Origin of the sequence: Myxococcus sp. CA040A, from assembly GCF_013336725.1 — a bacterium.
In the GTDB taxonomy this organism is placed as follows: Bacteria; Myxococcota; Myxococcia; order Myxococcales; family Myxococcaceae; genus Myxococcus; species Myxococcus llanfairpwllgwyngyllgogerychwyrndrobwllllantysiliogogogochensis.
In genome coordinates this window covers 1-18,070 of the sequence record NZ_JABUMR010000013.1, presented here as the reverse complement: position 1 = coordinate 18,070, position 18,070 = coordinate 1, and the positions used below count along the sequence as shown (strand labels likewise).

At 67.4% G+C, this 18,070-nt stretch carries 14 protein-coding genes and 1 riboswitch; of the genes, 3 read left to right on the top strand and 11 right to left on the bottom strand.

Annotated features, from left to right (window positions below):
* Nucleotides 1-43 precede the first annotated feature (43 nt).
* The 4 genes from HUA75_RS40495 to HUA75_RS40480 all read right to left on the bottom strand — a co-directional run bounded on the left by HUA75_RS40495 (nucleotide 44) and on the right by HUA75_RS40480 (nucleotide 4,117).
* Entirely contained in the window at nucleotides 44-667 is a 624-nt protein-coding gene (locus HUA75_RS40495; protein WP_174489477.1) for a hypothetical protein, read from the bottom strand.
* A gap of 68 nt (nucleotides 668-735) precedes the next feature.
* A complete protein-coding gene (locus HUA75_RS40490; protein ID WP_254628024.1) occupies nucleotides 736-1,668 on the bottom strand; it encodes an AraC family transcriptional regulator in 933 nt (310 codons plus the stop codon).
* 34 nt (nucleotides 1,669-1,702) lie between these two features.
* Nucleotides 1,703-2,647: a type 1 glutamine amidotransferase domain-containing protein gene (locus HUA75_RS40485; protein WP_254624244.1), complete on the bottom strand. Its 945-nt coding sequence runs from the start codon at nucleotides 2,645-2,647 to the stop codon at nucleotides 1,703-1,705.
* 87 nt (nucleotides 2,648-2,734) lie between these two features.
* Complete coding sequence (locus HUA75_RS40480) at nucleotides 2,735-4,117, bottom strand: hypothetical protein (RefSeq protein ID WP_174463351.1); 1,383 nt, start codon at nucleotides 4,115-4,117, stop codon at nucleotides 2,735-2,737.
* Between the two features lie 333 nt (nucleotides 4,118-4,450).
* Here HUA75_RS40480 and HUA75_RS40475 point away from each other — a divergent pair, with 333 nt between their 5' ends.
* Both HUA75_RS40475 and HUA75_RS40470 read left to right on the top strand, forming a co-directional pair.
* The gene (locus HUA75_RS40475) at nucleotides 4,451-6,013 is read left to right on the top strand and encodes a hypothetical protein (RefSeq protein WP_174489475.1); all 1,563 of its coding nucleotides are present in this window, start codon (nucleotides 4,451-4,453) and stop codon (nucleotides 6,011-6,013) included.
* Between the two features lie 133 nt (nucleotides 6,014-6,146).
* Nucleotides 6,147-7,772, top strand: coding sequence for a M57 family metalloprotease (locus HUA75_RS40470; protein WP_174489474.1), 1,626 nt, complete (start codon nucleotides 6,147-6,149; stop codon nucleotides 7,770-7,772).
* A gap of 82 nt (nucleotides 7,773-7,854) precedes the next feature.
* Here HUA75_RS40470 and HUA75_RS40465 read toward each other — a convergent pair whose 3' ends face one another.
* The 4 genes from HUA75_RS40465 to ahcY all read right to left on the bottom strand — a co-directional run bounded on the left by HUA75_RS40465 (nucleotide 7,855) and on the right by ahcY (nucleotide 13,496).
* Nucleotides 7,855-8,169: a hypothetical protein gene (locus HUA75_RS40465; protein ID WP_141641539.1), complete on the bottom strand. Its 315-nt coding sequence runs from the start codon at nucleotides 8,167-8,169 to the stop codon at nucleotides 7,855-7,857.
* 79 nt (nucleotides 8,170-8,248) lie between these two features.
* Nucleotides 8,249-9,457: an extracellular solute-binding protein gene (locus HUA75_RS40460; protein WP_174489473.1), complete on the bottom strand. Its 1,209-nt coding sequence runs from the start codon at nucleotides 9,455-9,457 to the stop codon at nucleotides 8,249-8,251.
* A gap of 34 nt (nucleotides 9,458-9,491) precedes the next feature.
* Nucleotides 9,492-11,849 (bottom strand): patatin-like phospholipase family protein, encoded by a 2,358-nt coding sequence (locus HUA75_RS40455; RefSeq protein WP_254628023.1) that lies wholly within the window; start codon nucleotides 11,847-11,849, stop codon nucleotides 9,492-9,494.
* Between the two features lie 216 nt (nucleotides 11,850-12,065).
* Complete coding sequence (gene ahcY, locus HUA75_RS40450; RefSeq protein ID WP_141641542.1) at nucleotides 12,066-13,496, bottom strand: adenosylhomocysteinase; 1,431 nt, start codon at nucleotides 13,494-13,496, stop codon at nucleotides 12,066-12,068.
* An 87-nt stretch (nucleotides 13,497-13,583) separates the two neighbouring features.
* Nucleotides 13,584-13,653, bottom strand: a riboswitch (S-adenosyl-L-homocysteine riboswitch).
* Between the two features lie 228 nt (nucleotides 13,654-13,881).
* Here ahcY and HUA75_RS40445 point away from each other — a divergent pair.
* Entirely contained in the window at nucleotides 13,882-14,421 is a 540-nt protein-coding gene (locus tag HUA75_RS40445; RefSeq protein ID WP_141641543.1) for a hypothetical protein, read from the top strand.
* Nucleotides 14,422-14,483: 62 nt separating this feature from the next.
* Here HUA75_RS40445 and HUA75_RS40440 read toward each other — a convergent pair whose 3' ends face one another.
* The 3 genes from HUA75_RS40440 to HUA75_RS40430 all read right to left on the bottom strand — a co-directional run bounded on the left by HUA75_RS40440 (nucleotide 14,484) and on the right by HUA75_RS40430 (nucleotide 17,871).
* Nucleotides 14,484-15,824, bottom strand: a complete 1,341-nt coding sequence (locus tag HUA75_RS40440) for a hypothetical protein (protein ID WP_174489471.1) — start codon at nucleotides 15,822-15,824, stop codon at nucleotides 14,484-14,486.
* Nucleotides 15,825-15,995: 171 nt separating this feature from the next.
* On the bottom strand, nucleotides 15,996-16,346 hold the full coding sequence (locus tag HUA75_RS40435; protein ID WP_174479033.1) for a hypothetical protein: 351 nt from the start codon (nucleotides 16,344-16,346) through the stop codon (nucleotides 15,996-15,998).
* Between the two features lie 145 nt (nucleotides 16,347-16,491).
* On the bottom strand, nucleotides 16,492-17,871 hold the full coding sequence (locus HUA75_RS40430; RefSeq protein ID WP_174489470.1) for a class I adenylate-forming enzyme family protein: 1,380 nt from the start codon (nucleotides 17,869-17,871) through the stop codon (nucleotides 16,492-16,494).
* Nucleotides 17,872-18,070: the final 199 nt, after the last annotated feature.

Here is an 18,070-nt window from a genome sequence, read left to right as displayed (position 1 = left end):
CCCTGACAACTGGCCCCAGGGGCCTGTCCATTCAACCGCCTCCCTATCCCCGCGCCGGGCCCCCAAAGGCATCCTCGGATTCGAACCGTTGGAGCAGGTCGGCGCTCTCTTCAATGAGCGCGTCGGCGATGCTCGCGCGCTGCTCCTCGGGCTCCCGGGCGTAGCGCGTCAGCTTCTCTCCGATGTCGACCAGTCCCGCCATGCGGGAGGCGGGCGGTGGGCTCCAGGTCCGTCCGGTCAAGCTCCCCACCCCGCGGCAGAAAGCGCCGAGGTGGTAGCTGGTTCCGTCCAGATAGACATGGGCCTTGGGCGGGAAGCGCGTCCTGAGGAGCGCGGCGTTCCAGAGTCGCTTCAGGGCCTCGAGCAGTGGAGGCTCGATGGGCGCGCTGACCACCTCGACCGAAGGCAAGGCCCGCGTTCCGCCCATGTCTCGCGAAGCGTCTCTCACGATGGGCCAGAGCATCGACTCCATCCGGGTCGCGATGACGCGAGGACCGGGCCACTTCTCGTGGATGTAGACCGCCTCCTCGGGAGTAAACGAAGGCATCCTCACCAGGAGCAGCGTCCAGGAGGTGTTCGGAATCAGGAGGCGCGCGAGCTCCAATTCATAGGACGACGATGCAGTCTGGGAGAAGGACCCGGGTTCAGGTCGCAGGTGGTCGGTCATGGCGTGGCTCCTTGGGTGTCGGTGGGGAATGCGCCCGTCCGGACGCATCCCTGGACGCACCCATGACATCAGCGCGGTGAGCGCTGGCGCGCGAGGACCTGGGCCTTGCCTCGTGCCTTGGAGCCCGTGGAGCGCACCAGCTCGCGCAGCGCCGAGGGAGGAACGTCGTTGTACTTGCGAAACGTCCGCGAGAAGTGCGCCTGGTCGGAGAAGCCCGTACAGAACGCGACGTCCGTGAGCGTCAGCCCCGAATCTCCCAGCAGCTCATGCGCGGCGTCGACCCGGGAGCGTTGCAGCATCTCCGAGAACGTCGTGCCTTCCTGCCGCAAGGCGCGTTGAAGTGTGCGACGGGACAGGGTGAGTCGCTGCGCGCTCTCCTCGAGTGTCCAGGGATGCAGCAGGTCTTCGCCCATGAGCTTCTGGAGCCGGCCGCGAACCTCCTGTGGCTCCGCCGTCCCCGGCGCCTCGCTGGCGGGTGGCGGGGCCTGTCGGGTGGGCTTCCACGAGAAGGTCGCCAGGTCCGTCACCTCGGGCAGCATCCTGGGGCGTGAGGCCCCTCCGTAAATGACGACGGACTCGAGGGACACGGTCAGCCCCGTGAAGCCCGCGGTCTCCAGGATGGCGACGAGGACGCCCCAGATGAACAAATCGTTGACGACGCGAATCTTCCCGCCGTCGATGGCCACATGTCGCAGCGTCATTCGCGCACGCGCCTGGTCATGCTCGACGAGCCGCGTGCGGTGCCGGGAGTGCATGAAGCGCTCGAGCGTGCTCCATCGTTCCACGGTGTGTCGGGGCGTCTGCCCCGCGCCCAGGGCTCGCAAGACGGGGTGCGATGAGAGCGTCCGAAGCTCGCGGCCCAGCTCCAGCACCGGGCGCCACCCATGGGCATCCATGACGGCCTGGAGGATGTCGACCTTGTCCCGCCCTTGCGTGGCGATCTCCGGGTAGTCACGAGCGACGGCCGCCTTCAGCACGGCGCTCAGGGCCGGGCTCGTCATGACGCCTTGGTCCTCCATCGTCAGCGGCCCTGGGTCATGGAGAAGTGTCCGGAGTCACGCTCGACGCCAGCTCGCACCGCCCCGCGTTGCGCCAGTCACTGAGCGCGGCGAGGAAGAGCGTGTTGAAGTCCGCGCCGGAGAAGGGGTTCTGGCTGGTCACCAGGTTGCAGTCGCGCACAGCGCGCGAGCGGCCCGGGAACGCCGTCTCATGGTCGTAGCCAGCGTCGTCGAGTTGCTCTCCGATGCCTCGGACCTGTGCGCGTGCGCCCATGACGAACGTCTCGATGTACCACTCTTCGAAGCCGGACACGGAGGTGACGCGCCGCCCCGCGAAGGGGCTCTGCCCGGCCGGCAGGCGCGAGAGGAGCGCGGGCGCATGGCAGACGAGCCCCACGGGACGGGCGGTGGCCCCGAAGTCGACGAGCAGTCCGTGCAGGTCCGTGTCGTGGAGCAGGTCCACCATGACGCCCTGTCCTCCCGGCACGAGGATGGCCTGAAACGCCTCCGCGCGAGTGCGGACCTCGGACAGCGGGAGCGGTGCGAGCAGTTCTGGAAGTTTCGCCACCAGGGCCTGCGCTTCAGCGAGCGCCTCGGGACGTTCCTTCCAGTACGACGGCTTCTGTCCCTCCGGGTCGAACGCGGGCGTCCGTCCCCCCGGCGTCGCGAGCACCACCGTGTAGCCCGCGTCGACGAGCGCCCGATAGGGCTCGTAGAACTCGTTCAAGAACACCCCCGTCTGACGCCTGGAGCCGTCCGCGAGCTGCTGCTCGGACGCGGCGGAGAGGACCATCAGCACCGTCCCAGGTGCGCGGACCTCTGCTGGCGAGAGGGGGGTGGAGGGGAAGACGAGGTGGCGCGTGGGCGTCGTCGCGCAGCCACACGCCCCGCCGACGACCGCGAGCGAGAGGATTGCGAGCCACCACGTCGAGGTCCTTCCAACGCGGAAGGCGGGAGTCTGGATTGGGCCGGGCGCTGCCATGCGGGTCCTCCTGGTGACAACTTCATCGCCAGGGTAGGAGCGCGAGCGCGAGCGGGCTTGAACGAATGCGCCAATCCGCGGCCTGCCTCAGCCGTGGAAGGACTTGAAGTAGTTCGCCATGATGGCCGGGTGGTCTGAATAGAACTTCCCATCCAGCGTTCGGGACAGCGACACCGTGTCTTCGCCTCTCAGGTTCATGGCTTCGGTTTCAACCTGGTCGGTGTTGGCGATCAACCCACCCATGTAGTTGTTCTGCGAATTGGTATTGGAATGCGACAGGGTGTAGGTGGGCTTGACGGTGTTGTCCGCGAGCGTCGTGAAGTTGAACTGATTCGGGAAGAACCCTCCGTTCAGCTCGAATGAGTCCATGTTCAGGTCACCCAGCAGCGCGTCGATATCGTTCTGGCGCGCGAACTCGCCTACCGCCGCGAGGGCCTGCTGCTTCTTGGTGTCGGAGGTGAAGCCCGTGTATCCGGCATCCAGGTGGACGCCCGCGATATCGATATGGACCTGGAACTCGGGACTGATCTTCTGGACGCAGAGCCACTTCTCCTTGTGTTTGACGCCTTGTCGGAAGAGGACCTTCGCGTCGTACAGGACATGTGACATGAACTTCTCGTCCACCAGGGCGTAGGCGGCAATCTCGTTCTTCGCGTCGACGCCGGCGTCGGGACCGAGGATGTCCTTGATGCTGCCGATCTTCCGGTACCTGAGCTCCGGGCAGGGCTGAAGGACCTTGGGGAATGGGGCGTCCTTGAGCTCCTCCGAGAGGAAGATGACCTCGGGACAGAGCCTGCTCAACTGGACATGCAGGTCGATGGGACTGGCGGCATGGACCCGCTTCCATTCCGACGAGTTCGTGCAGGCCATGATGTGCTTGAGGACGATGTTGTCGTAGCTGCCCTCGATCTGCGTGGGCGTCATGGGAGTCGACCTGGCCTCGAACACCTGCTGACCGGGATAGACACTGGTGTTGAGGGAGGAGAGGGCCCTGGAGGTCGTCGGAGCCGACGTCGATGCGAAGTGGTTGTCTCGCTGGGGGATGAAGTCCGCCTGGAAGGTCCCTTTCTTCGCATTGGTTTTGTAGAAGTTGTTCCCCGCGTCGAAGGGGATGAAGAGCGTCATGCATTGCAGTCGCATGACGCTGGGCGGGAGATACGGCGCCGTGTCGTCGACGGTGGTGGGCTCCTCAATCATCCCCTGCCCGGAGCCCGACCCCGAGACCTCTGACAACGTCATGGCGGACTGGGTGCGCCGGAGCGTGTGCCGGGTCTTCGAGATGCCGCTGACCCGCATGTCGACCTTCTGGACCCGTTGCTTGTGGTGATCGAGCTTGTTGTCCCCGTATTTGAACTTGCCCTTCGTGGGTTGACCCCGGGCGACGAGGCGGATGCATCTCCTGCACATCTTCTTGCTCTCGAACTCGAAGACGAAGGTGTTCTCATGACACCTTTTGCACTTGATGATCATGCGGGCTCACAATCGTCGAGCGTGGGGGAGCCCCGTGCCCGGGTGGGTGCGTCACGGAAGCCTCGATTGCAGCCACCGTGCCGGGAGTCCGCCAGGGCCACGCTCCGAGCGGTGTCGCTCGTGGGGTGTCGGCAAGACCCCCGTGTCCCCGCAGGCCGCGTTCGACGTGGACGCGGACGCGTCCTGGAGGTACGCGAGTCAGGACGTGGAGGGGCGCGCTGGCGCCTTCGTGAGAAATCGCTCCGCCGGGGTGAGGGGATTTTCGGAGGGTGGCCGTTCTCCTCGGGGGGAAGTGCCCCATTTCGGGCGCCTTCCCGCGAAGGAGCTCCGACCATGCCGCCGCTCTCGTTCCGGCGCCTCGTGTTGTCCTGTCTGATGCTGCTGGCCACCTCGGGCTGTATGACGGGCCCTCACAATGGAACCACCACCGGGGACTCGGTGATTGGAGAGACGTTCCTGTTCGAGGGCTACTACCCCGAGCCGAGCACGCCCATCTCCCTCCAGGTCTTGAGGGCCCCGGACCTGGACCCGGCGGTGGAGTCCCACTGGCAGCAGTTCGCCACGGCCATCACCACCACCACGCCCACCCACGTCAACCGGCCCGAGCCGCTCTTCCACTGGAGTGTCACGGCCGCGCCCGTCCCCAACTTCCTCTTCGCGCCACGCTGGCCCTCGGGAGGACTGGTGAAGGTGCGCGCCATCGCCATGGACCCGGATGGGCAGACGGTCCTCTACACGTTCGACGACATCACCTACCCGGACTGCTTCGCCCAGAACGCCACCCAGCCCTGGTCGACCATTGGCACCGAGTGCCAGGGCCTGGGCATCAACCGCTCCGCGCTGGTGTCCACGCGGCTCAATCCCGTCGACAGGCCTGTCGCGGAGCGGCCCCAATTCCTGGGCCGCAAGTCGCCCGGGCTGGGCACCGCCGAGACGGAGGAGTACTACGACCAGATCCAAGCGCCGGAGACGCTGGATGCCTTTCGCGCCACGTTTGGCTTCGCCAGCGGCGACGTCACGGCCACCTACTACAACGATGGTGACCTGGGGCTGGGTCGTGAGATGCACTGCAAGTCGTTCGGCGTCCCCCCGTCCATGGTGGGCCTTGCCTGCTATGTGAAGAACTACGGGGTGCTCAATGGCCAGCCGGTCTTCGGCGGCAGCTCCGCGTCCGCCCTTCAGGACGCCGTGGCCCGGACGAACTCGTTCGCCACCGTGGCCATGACCTTCACGCCTCCGGCTGGCTCCCCCAACAGCGTGAAGTTCATGGTCTACGACGCCTCGGGCTTCCTGACGCCCGCGGCGCAGCTCGACAACACCGGGTTCAACACCTTCGTGCCCGGCAACTGTTTGTCCTGCCATGGCATCAAGGCGAACTACAACGCGGCCACCAACTCCGTCGTGGGACAGGCGCAGTTCCTCCCGTTCGATGTCTTCAGCTTCCGCTACTCCACGGCCGCGGGTTTCACCCACGCGGCCCAGGCGGATGCCCTGCGGCGCCTCAACCATCTGGTGACCCTGACGGGGCCCACCGACGGCATCCGCGAGTTCATCGAGGGCACCTACGAGCCCAAGCCGGTCTGGGATGTGACGGCCGTGGCCAATGACACCTACGTGCCTCCCAACTGGAAGAACACCAAGCAGAAGGGGCTGGGGCTCTATCGGGGCGTCGTGAAGCCCTACTGCCGCACCTGCCACATGTCCTCCACGGACCCCAACCTGGACTTCCTGGACCAGGCTGACTTCAATTCCAACTCAGGGGCCATCAAGGTGGATGTGTGTGGAGTGGGCCACTCCATGCCCAACGCGGAGCACGTCATGAAGAAGTTCTGGAACAGCGGTGCCCGCGCCTACCTGGACATGGGATTGGACATGCAATCTCCCTGCGGCCCCTGAGGGGTGGGGCGCTGGAGCTGCGAGGGCGGGAATATCGCGCGCCCCTGTCGTTCTCGACTCGCAGCCCCGTTGAAGCGCAACCACACCACATCATCGGCGCCGGGGCCTCGCCTCGGCGCCGAGGGGAGTTCACATGAAGAGCAAGACCCACACTCGACGCCACGGGTGGAGGATGAGCACGCTGGCCGTGGTCTCGTTGGGCATGTTGCTGGGTGCCTGCGGTCCGGAGTCGACAGGAATGGGTGCGGAGGATGACCTGGTCTCCTCCGCGGAGCAGACCGAGGCCGCCTTCGAGGCCTGGCGCGCGAAGCAGGTCGTCCCCACGCCCGACGGCCACTTCCTGGTCGAGGGCGACATGCGCATGCTCGACCTGGCGATGGTTCGTCAGTACTGGGAGAGCATCACCCAGAACCCCAACGCGCTCTCCGTGTTCCGCGTGGGAGGCGCTGACGCCGCCTGGAACCGGACCGACCGCTGGAACATCACCTACTGCATCCGGCCGGGTGACTTCGGCACGGACTACAACCGCGTCGTCGAGTTCATGCACCGCGCCGCATCGGGTTGGGAGGCCGCGGCCAACGTGCGCTTCGTGCACGTCGTGGCGGAGGACTCGGCGAGCTGCAACCGCCTCAACAACAACGTGAAGTACAACGTTGAGCGCAACTTCACCTTCACCGGCCTCCAGGCCGGCATGGGCTTCCCCACCTTCACCCGGCCGACCCGCTTCCTGGAGCTGGGCCCCACGTCGACGTGGACGGATGCGCAGCTCATCGCGGTGCTGACGCATGAGTTCGGCCACTCGCTGGGCTTCGTCCACGAGCACGACACCGCCGCGGGCTGCGGCATGGTGACCACGGGCAGCTACCGGCAGTTGACCTGCTACGACGGCCGCGGGGCGATGCACTACCCGTCCCAGCCGGGCTGGTTGGACCCGGCGCGCACGCTGAACTTCATCTCGCAGCGGGACGTGGAGGGGTCGCAGTCGCTGTATGAGGCGCCCACCAACGTGCTCAGCACGAGCAGCGGGACGGTGTATGCGCGCAAGCGCTCCACGGGCGACCTGTACCGGCGGGATGCCGCCGGGTGGACGCTGGTGGGCAACCCGGGGCAGGCCTTCGTCGCGGTGGGCAACACGCTCTACGGGCAGATTCCGGGCGGCGGCCAGCCGGTGCAGCTCCTGGGCACCGGGTGGGTGACCATCGGCAATCCGGTCGCGCAGATCTTCGCGTGCGCGGGGGCGCTCTGCGCCACCGATGCGGCCACGGGCAACATCCTCCGCTACAACGCGGGGACGGGTGTGTGGACGACCATCGGCGGGCCGGGCTCGCGCTTCGGGTCGACGACCACGCAGGTGTTCGGCATCGACCCCTGGCAGGACTCCTACACCGCGCTCTGGAGCGGAGTGGGGACGTCGTGGTCCGTGATTGGCGGGGGCGCCAGTGAACTGGTGAGCGGCGGTACGAGCATGTACCGCGTCACCAACGTGAAGGACGCCATCCAGCGATATGGCGGCGGCTCGACGTGGACCACCATCGGTGGTTCGGGCCGGAGCTACGTCGCCGTCGGCGGTGACGTCTACGGGCTGCGTCCGGATGGCTCGTTCATCATGAAGTACGCGGGCACGGTGTGGAACTCCATCCACGGTTCGGCGACGCGCATCTTCAGCTCGAACGGCTACCTCCTCGCCACGAACGTCAACGACTCCATCGAGCGGTACAACCCCGCCACCAACACCTGGACGAACCTCGGTCAGCCCTGAGCGGCCGTGAGCAGTCGAGGGGCTGGGGACCTGAGTCCTCAGCCCCTCGACTGCTCACAAAAGCAAGACGTCGCGCCTCCTGCTATTTGATGCAGAGGGTGGTGTCGGTCAGTATGTCCGTCCGCTGGACCCAGCGGACCGTCTCGCAGGACTCGCCAGACCCGCAGGCGTCATCGTCCTGGCAGCGGCGGTGACACTTGCGGTCGCCCGTCTCCTGCTGGCACAGCGACTCCCCGTTCGAGGCGGGCGGGCCACAGACCTGGCTGACGTAGCAAACCTCCTCGGCGCTCGCGCACTTGTCGGTGAACGAGCAGGCCGCGAGCGAGGACTTCGGGACGTCGGACCCGCAGCCAGGGGTGAACATGAGGCAGAGCAAGCTCAGAACAGTCAGTCGCATGGGGACTCGGAGAAGAAGGGGTCCACGAGAATACGAGAGGCGAAGGTGAAACGGGCACCTTTTCCTCTCATTTCACGTGCTACTGCAAGTCTTCCAGCAACGCTGTCTGAAGCGCCTTCCTGTTCTCAGGGAAGCCCTGGTTGGGGTAGGGCCGGGCCCCGCTGAGGAGCGGCTCGAACTTCTGATACATGGGGTCGGAGCGCGCGGGCTCCTGCTGGTAGAAGGCGCGGTTGGCCTGGAGCAGGTAGCGCGGAGAGGTGCCCGCGGGAGCGTCCTCGCTGAAGGCAATCAGCCGGCGAACCTCGGGGTCGCTCATGAACTCGGTGAAGGCGTGGGCATCCTGTGCGCAAGTCCCGGTGCAGTTCGCGTTGAGCACCAGCGCGTCCACGAAGACCGCCGGAGCCGAGCCGGTGCCGAGCGGCACGGAGATGACCTGCGGGAGCGGCTGGGAGGGCCGGGCCTGGCGAATGAAGAACAGCCGCTCCGTGTAGCCCATGAAGCCATTGGCCTGCTCCGTCGCGAAGGCCTCTTCCGCCACGGTGTTCGAGTCGTAGGTGCCATCCAGACACGGATTGACACCCTGCTCGAGCGCGCAGCTGTCGACGACTGTCTTGAAGGACGCCACGGAGGGCGAGTCCAGCGGCAGGGTGATGGCGCTCGCGAGCGCTGCGCCAGGGTGCGTGTCCGCCCAGGCGTCCAGGTACGAGGAGGGCAGCGTCCAGCTCCCGTCGAAGTTCACGGCGAGCGGGCGCTTGCCAGGGGACACCTCGCCCAGAATCTGGACGAGCGACGCTCCATCCGTGGCAGTCTGGAGTTGGGGGCTGCGCGAATAGACGACGTAGGTGCACAGATAGGTGGGGACGCCATAGTCCTCACCGGAGATGCGCACGGCCTCCTCGGCGGCGGGATGTGAGACGCCCGGCTGCACGGGGACTGGCTGAATCCAGCCCTTCGACGCGAGCGAGCCGAGAATCAACGTGTCCACCTCCACCACCTGGGCGGCGCCCGTGCCCTGGCCGAGGAGCTGGTTCAGCGCGCCGCCTTCATCCAGGTCATAGAGGTCCAGTTGTGAGTCGAACACGATGTCCAGGTCGATGTCCGAGTTCGCCCGCTCGAAGTCGGCTTCGAGCCGCTGCTTGAGGCTCGCGAAGCCATCTCCGGCGGCGTCTGGGATGTAGGGGAAGAGGACGGCCTTCAGCGGACGAGGCGGGGTGGGCGTGGGGTCGGGTGATTCCGAGCACGCACCGAGGACGAGGACGACAGGGCAGAGCAGGGCTCTCCAATGCATGGCGTGGCTTCCTTTGGGCGCTGTGAGGGAGAGATCAGAGCGCGACTTCCACACCGAGGCCAGGGGCTATCGACCAGAGCGTCTTCCGGTTGGTGGACCCCGGGTACCACTCACCGACGAGCTGGACGCGGAACCGCTCCAGGAAGGCCATACCCGCCAGGGCCTGGACGACGGGGCGCGAGCAGGCCGTCACCCGGCTGGCACCGCGGTCCTCGCAGTCGGTGGTCCCATAGTTGTCATTGGCGCTGAACATCCACCCGCCACGCAGCCCGAAGCGGCTCTGCGCGAGGAAGGACTGGTCCGTGCGGGGCCGGTACTCAAGTCCTCCCACGAGGGCCACCGAGAAGGACTCGCCTCCTCCCGACGAGAAGACGTCCTCGAGGCCCCGGAAGCCGACGGCGCTCGCGAACCGGAGGCCCGTGGGGAGTCTCGACGCGAAGGCCCCCAGGCTCAGGCCGACCTCGCTCTGCGTGGGGCCCATGGTGAAATGCAGCACGGTGTCCGGCGGGGCGAAGGCCACGCTGTCCGCGGCGAGCTTGCCCGCGAAGCCAACCACCTGCTTGTCGGCGCCGGGCTGCGCGGACGTGAGCCGGTGGAGGGCCCGCCCGATGGACTCCCGGATGCGCACGATGGCGAGGTCTCCACGCCCCGGCTCCACGCCGAGGTCGCGAAACTGGAACCCATAGGCACCCAGCAGCCGCATCGAGTAGTCCAGCTCCGGCTCCGTGGCGCCCTTCTTCCAGTCCGGCCAACGGCTCGGCGCGATGCCGGGGACGTGGGGCGGAGGCTGCCCCGCCATGGCGCGGTCGCAGTGCGGGTTGCGCCAGGTGGTGCCCTCGGCTTGCTTCCGGGCGGTGCTACACGCGAAGTAGAGCTGGTCCAGGGACACCTGCAGCAGCGCGCGGAAGTCCGCCATGGCGTCACCCTGGCACGCCCGCGTGGCGTCCGAGGCTCCGTCATAGACGGCGCGCATGCAGGTGAACGGCGCCCACCCGCCGGGCTCTTCCGTCGGCTCGCCAAGAGGGTCCGCGAAGCGCGCCGTGCCGGCGCTCACGTCCTCCAGCATCCTGCGGGCGTCGTACATGCCCAGGTAGAAGTCGAACGTGCGGAACTCGGTCTCGAAGAAGCCCAGGAAGGCGAAGAGAGGCGCGCTCGCGGCGGGGAAGTGCCGACGTGGCACGACGAGGTGCCTGGCGATTTCGGGCTCTTCTTCGAGCAGCATGGAGAGTTCCTTCGAGCGCGCCGTGTCCACGAGGGCGGCGACGAGCCCGGCCAGCTCGGCCGGCAGGGACTCCGCCTCGGCCTGGGCCTCGGTGGGAAGCTGGACCGGGTACTCGGTGGCATCGGGGTCGACGAACGCGAAGGCGATGCCCTTCGGGGTGTCGCGCACTCCAGGCGTGGGGACGTCGCGCCACTTCAGCTTGCCGTCGACGGGCCGCAGCCCGTCACGCGCGAGCCCCACGGCCAGCCGCAGCGGCGCATTGTCGAAGATGCCTCCGTCGATGAACCGGGCGGTCTTCGCCTCCGACAGCGGGCAGACCGCGGGCGTGGTGGTGGACGAGCTCGACTCGCAGGTGGGCAGTGAGTGCGGAGGGAAGGCCACCGGGAACGACATGGAGGCGAGGATGAGGTTTCGCAGGTGCTCGAAGGGGATTTCGCCCTGGGCATCGGTGACGAGCAGCGGCTCCAGGCGGCGACTGCCGGGCGTCGTGTAGTTGGTGGCGCGGGGGGCCTTTCCGGGGCCTCGGCCCTGGATGCGGATGGCGAACTTCTCCTCGATGCGCGGCAGCGACAGGCGCCCATTCGCGGCCCAGAGGACCCGAGGCTCCGCGCGCGTGGTGGACACGCCGAGCACCACGTCGCACGAGGGACTCACTCCCTGGTTCCAGGCCTCTTCGATGCCGGCCGCTCCTCGCTCCAGCCACTCCCGCGAGAACATCCCGAGCGGCGTCGTCGAGGACGGGAGGAAGAGGCGGTCGAACCCGATGGGAATCCAGGTGCGCCAGAACAGCGACTTCTCGGGGGAGGGCGCCTCGACGCCACAGGCGGCCAGCACCGCCAGCAGTGAGTTCAGGCTGCCAGCGGACGCGCCCGTGAGCAGCCTGAGGTCCACGCGCTGACTGCCCCGGGACGAGGCGAGCGCGTAGTACAGGAAGCCCGCTTCATACACACCCAGGGACACGCCTCCGCTCACGGTGAGGGAGACGGCCGAAGGGGGCGCGGCCTCCGGGTCCATCGGCTGGGACTTCGCCGGCGCAGTGGCGAGGAGCAGCGCGCACGCGAGCGCGAGCGGAGACGAAGAGAGCGGGAAGCGCATGGAAGGGCGGATGGGCGGGGAGGGCCTGGCGACGGCCGGTGCGGCGCGTGCCTCGCTGGCGGCGACGGAACCCATGGCCCGGCAACGTAGACCCGCCCTGTCCCGAGCGCATCTGGCTTCCTGACGGGGTGCCACATCGTCGACTCCACTGGCGCGAAGGGATGTTGCGCCAGCGGAGGTCGTTCCATCAGCGGCGGCTCATGACCGCTCACGTGTTCGACGGGACACCGGCCTGCTGGAGCTCAAACCCGGACGGGTTCGTGCTCCAGCAGGAGTCCTCCGGTCGGAGGATTAGTAGCGGTAGGTGTCCTGCTTGTACGGACCGCTCTTCTCCACGCCGATGTACGAGGCCTGCTCCGGGGTCAGCTCGGTGAGCTGCGCGTTGAGCTTCTTCAGCTGCAGCCGGGCGACCTTCTCATCCAGGTGCTTGGGCAGCACGTAGACCTTGCCCACCTGGTACTTGTCGCTGTGCGAGTACAGCTCGATCTGCGCGATGGTCTGGTTCGCGAACGAGCTGGACATCACGTAGCTGGGGTGGCCGGTGCCGCAGCCCAGGTTCACCAACCGGCCCTTGGCGAGCAGGATGATGCGCTTGTTGTTCGGGAAGATGACGTGGTCCACCTGCGGCTTGATCTCCTCCCACTGGTACTTCTCCAGGGAGGCGACCTCGATTTCATTGTCGAAGTGGCCGATGTTGCAGACGATGGCCTGGTCCTTCATCTTCGCCATGTGGTCGTGGGTGATGACGCTCTTGTTGCCCGTCGCGGTGACGAAGATGTCCGCCTTGTCCGCAGCGTAGTCCATGGTGACGACGCGGTAGCCTTCCATGGCGGCCTGGAGCGCGCAGATGGGGTCGATTTCGGTGACCCACACCTGGGCGGACAGCGCGCGCAGCGCCTGCGCGGAGCCCTTGCCCACGTCTCCGTAGCCGGCGACGACGGCGATCTTCCCGGCCACCATCACGTCCGTGGCGCGCTTGATGCCGTCCACCAGCGACTCGCGGCAGCCGTACAGGTTGTCGAACTTGCTCTTCGTCACGCTGTCGTTGACGTTGATGGCGCGGAACAGGAGGGTGCCCTTCACGGACATCTCCTGGAGGCGGTGCACGCCCGTCGTCGTCTCCTCGGTGACGCCGAGGATCTTCGCCGCCTTGCGCGAGTACCAGGTCGAGTCCTGGGCCAGCTTCGCCTTGATGGAGGCGTACAGCTCGCGCTCCTCCTCGCTCTGGGGCGAGGCGAGGACGCTCGCGTCCTTCTCCGCGCGCTTGCCCAGGTGCATCAGCAGCGTCGCGTCACCACCGTCGTCCAGAATCATGTTCGGACCCTCGTGGTCGCTGCCCGCGGGCCCGAACTCGAAGATGCGGTGGGTGAAGTCCCAGTACTCCTTCAGCGTCTCGCCCTTGTGGGCGAACACGGGCGTGCCCGCGGCGACGAGCGCGGCGGCGGCGTGGTCCTGCGTGGAGAAGATGTTGCACGACGCCCAGCGCACCTCGGCGCCCAGCGCCTGCAGCGTCTCCACCAGCACCGCCGTCTGGATGGTCATGTGCAACGAGCCCGTGACGCGAGCGCCCTTGAGCGGCTGCTGCCTGGCGTACTCCTCGCGGATGGCCATGAGGGCGGGCATCTCGCTCTCGGCGATCCGGATTTCCTTGCGGCCCCACGCGGCGAGCGACAGGTCGGCGACGGCGTGGTCCTGCTTCTGGGTCTGGGGAATGGCGGTCATGAGAATGGCTCCTGCTGATGGTTGCGAATCGTGCTGGCGAGGACCTGCCGAGCCGCTGAAAGCGGACCCACCCTCGCAAGCAACGCGTCCAGGTGAGTGCCGTTGGGTATTCCGCTTCGAGCCTGGGGCCAGAGGCCTCGCAACACTCCTCGAAGTCGCGGGGAAACTACGAGAAGCCGCCGCGAATTTCAAAGGGAGATTGCCGCCCCGGTAGGCAGGCCGGCGACCTCCTCGCGGCCGCCTTCACTGGAGGGCTCCAGGGGGCTTGAAGGGGCGGGCCCCGCTTCCATGTGGGTGCGTGGACCTCCTGGAATCGTGAGATTCTGGACAGGGCCGCCAGCAGGGAGGCACCATCGCCGCCTCCCAACAACCCCGAGGGGCCGCAATGCCGTCGAAAAGCGCTGGAGCATCTCTGAAGGCCATCAACGAGAACATCCGGGCCGCCTATGCCCGGCGCGACCGCTGGGCGGCCCTCGCTCCCGAGGTCTTCGAGGCCCTGAAGGGGCAGATCCAGAAGGCGAACCAGGACGCCGGCCCCAAGTCCGAGGGCACCCTGACGCTCGTCATCGAGCAGGTCCCCCACTGGGATGACTCGCGGGCGTACGAGGTCCGGTTCCTGGGGCACGACATCGGCCTCGTCAAGGGCAACGGCGTTCCCGCCGGGCCGGTGCATGCCCACGGCGCGTCGCTGAAGATCGCCCCGCTGGTGAGCGGCCTGATTGGCGCCAGCTACACCCCGAGCTTCCTCACCGTGGGCGAGGAGCACTACGGCGACGCCAAGCCGGAGCTGGCGCTGCTGGGTGTCTTCGAGCCGGACGAAATCGCGCGCCCCAAGCTGCTCGAGGAGCTGCTCGACAAGACCGCCGCGCGCGCCGCCGTGGACCACTGGGCGAGCGGTGGCACGGTGCGGGCGACGGGGGACTGACCCTCGTCAGCCGTCCTCACGGGCTCCAGGACCGACACGAGGTCCTGGGCGCCCGCGGGGCTTCAGGGCGAGACGACGGGGTAGTGCTTCACCAGGTCCTTCCAGGCGGGCTCGGAGAGCCCCCAGGGACCGCAGACCAGCTGCGTCAGGTGCGGGAAGTGGGCCCGGTTGCGAGCGAGCGCTTCGGCGCCCTCGTCGGTCAGGATGGCTCCCGTCAGGTCGAGCACCTCGAGCGACTGGACGTGCTTGATGCGGACCAGCTCGCGGCACAACACATCGCCGAAGTGGCAGTTGTGCAGCTCGAGCCGACGGAGGGCGGCAAGTCCCTTCGCCTCGAAGAGGGGCGCCAGGTCCTCGGGGGTCCACGCGATGTACCACTCGTACTGGAAATCGATGTGCAGTCGCTCGAGCTTCGGGAGTCGTGCCTCCCGCAGGAACTGAAGCCCGGTGCCCTTGGGAACGGGCGCGTGCTTCCACTGCGACAGGTCCGAGGGGCCACAGGGTGTGTGCCCCAGCCAGTGAAGTGAGAGCTCACGCAGCTCGGGATGCTCGACGTGCTCGGCGTGAAGCTCCGTCATGGGCAGCACGAGGGCCTGGAGCCTCGGGTACAGGGCCAGCAGGCGCGCGAGCGAGTGCAGCTGGACCCAGCGAATGCGCTCCTTCCCGTTGGGACTGGAGAACTCCAGGGACCACTCACGCAGCGACGGTCGAGGGCCCGCGCGCTCCAAGGCATCGAGGAGCTCTTCCAGCGGATTCGCCCCGAGGCCCGTGAGCTTGATGCCGAGTGACTCGAGCGACGCTGTGTCAGGGGAGGTGAGCGCGATGCTCAGCAGCGCGAGCCCCGCGTCGGGGCGGGCGAAGTCGTGGAGGTCCAACGAGAGCCCGAGCGTCCGCGTGTCCTGGCGTCGACGCTCGAGCGCATCGTCATGGATGTCCTCCCAGGAGTTCTTCCGGTCGATGGTGAGCTGCTCCAGCGACGGAGGGAGGCCGGCTCGACGGATTTCCTCGAGGACGAGGGAGAGCTCTGCTTCAGAGCCTCCAAGGTCCACGCGCAGACTCAAGGCGCGAACGGGCTCCATCCGGATGAGCCGTGCGTAGACGCCACGGGCGCGGCTTGCGTCCACGGTGACGCGGTCCACGAACCCGCGCACGAACACGGCGTCCCCCGGCAGGAGTCCGAGCTCCGCGAGCCACGTCGCCTCATGTGCCGCGAGCAACGAGGCCTCGCGCTCCCGAAGCGTCGGCGCGGCGGCCTTCGTCCCGGCCTTGGCGAGCGCGCACTGCACCTGGATGAACTCGCCCCGTGGGTCGCCCTGGTGTCGTAGCGCCTCGGCGAGTCGCAGGCGAAAGGTGTCCGTCGCATCGGCTGCGAGCGCCGCCAGGTCGTTCGGTGAATGCGTCACGCGCCGGACTGTACGGTGCGGCGAGGTTCTCGCCCACTGTCCGGCCTGGCGCCGCTGCCCACGAGGCGCGTTTCCTCGCGGTGCGTGATTGGCTTCTGGAGGGGCAGGGGACGGCAAGCCAGGGGCCTGCTGTCCCCAGACCGAGGTCCGGCTCAGGTGCTCATCGGTGAACTACCCGCAGGCGTCACTGCACTGGGTGAGCTGACAGCCATAGCTCGCCGCCTTCGCATCGGCGTCCTGTCGCGCGAACCGACACGCCTTCTTGCAACCGCCGAGGAAGGTGGTGGAGCCAAAGCCAACGACACCACAGGTGCCACCGCTGGCGGTGATGCCCGAGCAGGTCGTCTTGCAGTTGCGCGCGAACTGCTCGACGTTGTTCTCCTCGGACGAGGTCTCCTCCCCAGGCACCTGCTCGGTCGTCTCCTCCGAGGGGGTTTCCCGCGGCTCCTCCCCAGGCCCGCAGCCCGCGCCACCGAAACCCAGGATGCCGAGGACGGCCAGCAACATCACATGTCTCTTCATGACAACTCCTTCGCGCCTGTCTGGTGAAAGTGAAGTCCCAGGAGGCGGTGAGTTGTCTAGGTTTCCGCGAATGTCCTGTCAATTCGATGGATTTGGATGTGTTTGTTGTTGATGCGCGTTTGTGAGAGGCCGAGAGGAAGCGTGCTCAGCCGAGGCGCTGTTCGGGCTGCAGGCACGCCGCCAGTCGGCCCCGTTGCAGTTTGCCATTCGACGTCCGGGGGAGCTCTTCCACCCGGTAGAACTCGGTGGGGACCTTGTGCGGGGACAGGTGCTCACGCAGGGCCTGCCGCAGCTCGCGCTTGAGAGGGCTGGGCGCGCCGGGTTCGAATTGCAGGAAGGCCGTCAGTGTCATTCCATACAAGGCATCCTCGCGGCCCGACACGGCGGCGTCCGTCACCCCTGGCAGGGCGCGCAGGGCCGCCTCGATTTCGAGCGGGCTCAGTCGTTCCCCGCCGACCTTGAGCAGGTCATCGTTGCGCCCCAGGAGCGTCACCAGCCCCTCGGGACTCCGTTCCGCCACGTCGCCGGTGTGCAGCCAGCCCTCCTCGCGGACCTTCTCGCGGGTGGCCTCGGGTGCTCCCAGATACCCCAACATCACCTGTTCGCCGCGCACGCACAGCTCGCCCTCCGGGGTGAGCTTCACGGTGAGCGAGCCGACCGGGAAGCCGGTGGCGGTGGAGAGAAACGCGGGGTGGTCGCTGCGCAGGCAGAGCACCCGGGGCGCCAGCTCCGTCTGGCCGTAGCAGGTGTAGACGCGGCTGGAGGGAAAGGCCCGCATCAGACGTTGACGCAGTTCCAGGTTCAGCGCCGCGCCGGCGGAGACGACGTGGGTGACGTCCTTCGTGAGCGCGGGTGCGTCGCCGAGCAGTCGCAGCAACGTCTCATGGTGGGAGGGGACTCCGCTGATCATCCCATGCAGTCGACCTTCGTCGAGCAGCCGCTTGAGTTCGACCAGGTTGCCGAGCAGGGACGTGGGGACACCCGCCGCCAGCGCGGGGAGCAGTTGTCCGAGCAGTCCGAAGGAATAGGAGAGCGGAAGGAACAGCGTCTGCTGGGACACCGACGCGAAGTCGAGGGACGCGAGGACCGCGGCCACGTTCGCCTCGATGTTCCTCCGGGAGAGCTGTACCGCCCGAGGCGCCCCCGTGCTTCCGGAGGTGAACAGGACGACGGCTGTCTCCGGGTGATGGGGCGGCTCGCTTCGGCCGCTTCGCCAGGAGACGGACAGGGACTCGTCCAGTTCGAAGCAGTCCCCCAGGCCGCTTCTCCGCGCCTCGACTTCCGAGTCCGTCCACTCCGGCGCGAACACGGCCAGTGGAACGCCGGCCTCGTAGAAGGCCAGGAACCGGGTGATGAACCCGAGGCTCCGATGGGCCCGCAGGATGGCGAGACCGCGCGGCCTGTCGACGAGGTCCGCCTTGAGGGTCTCGACCTCTCGGCGGAGTGCGGCGAAGGAGCAGGTCTCCTCGCCGAGGATGAGGGCAGGGGCGTCGTCCGCGCGGGAGAAGGCGTGTGCGGTGCTCATGAGGCGTCCGCTCCGTGGCTAAACCAGAGTTCGTGATTCGCGATCAGGCTGGGGAGCAGGCGGGCGCGGAGAAGGCGGGAAGAGGGAGCAGGGGCACCTCTCGTTCGGCTCTGTGTGCGCAGAAGACCTGAGAGCGAGAAGGCCCTGCCCGAGGGCAAAGGTAGGCAGTGGTTGAAGAGGAAGCAGCGCCAGGCGCTGC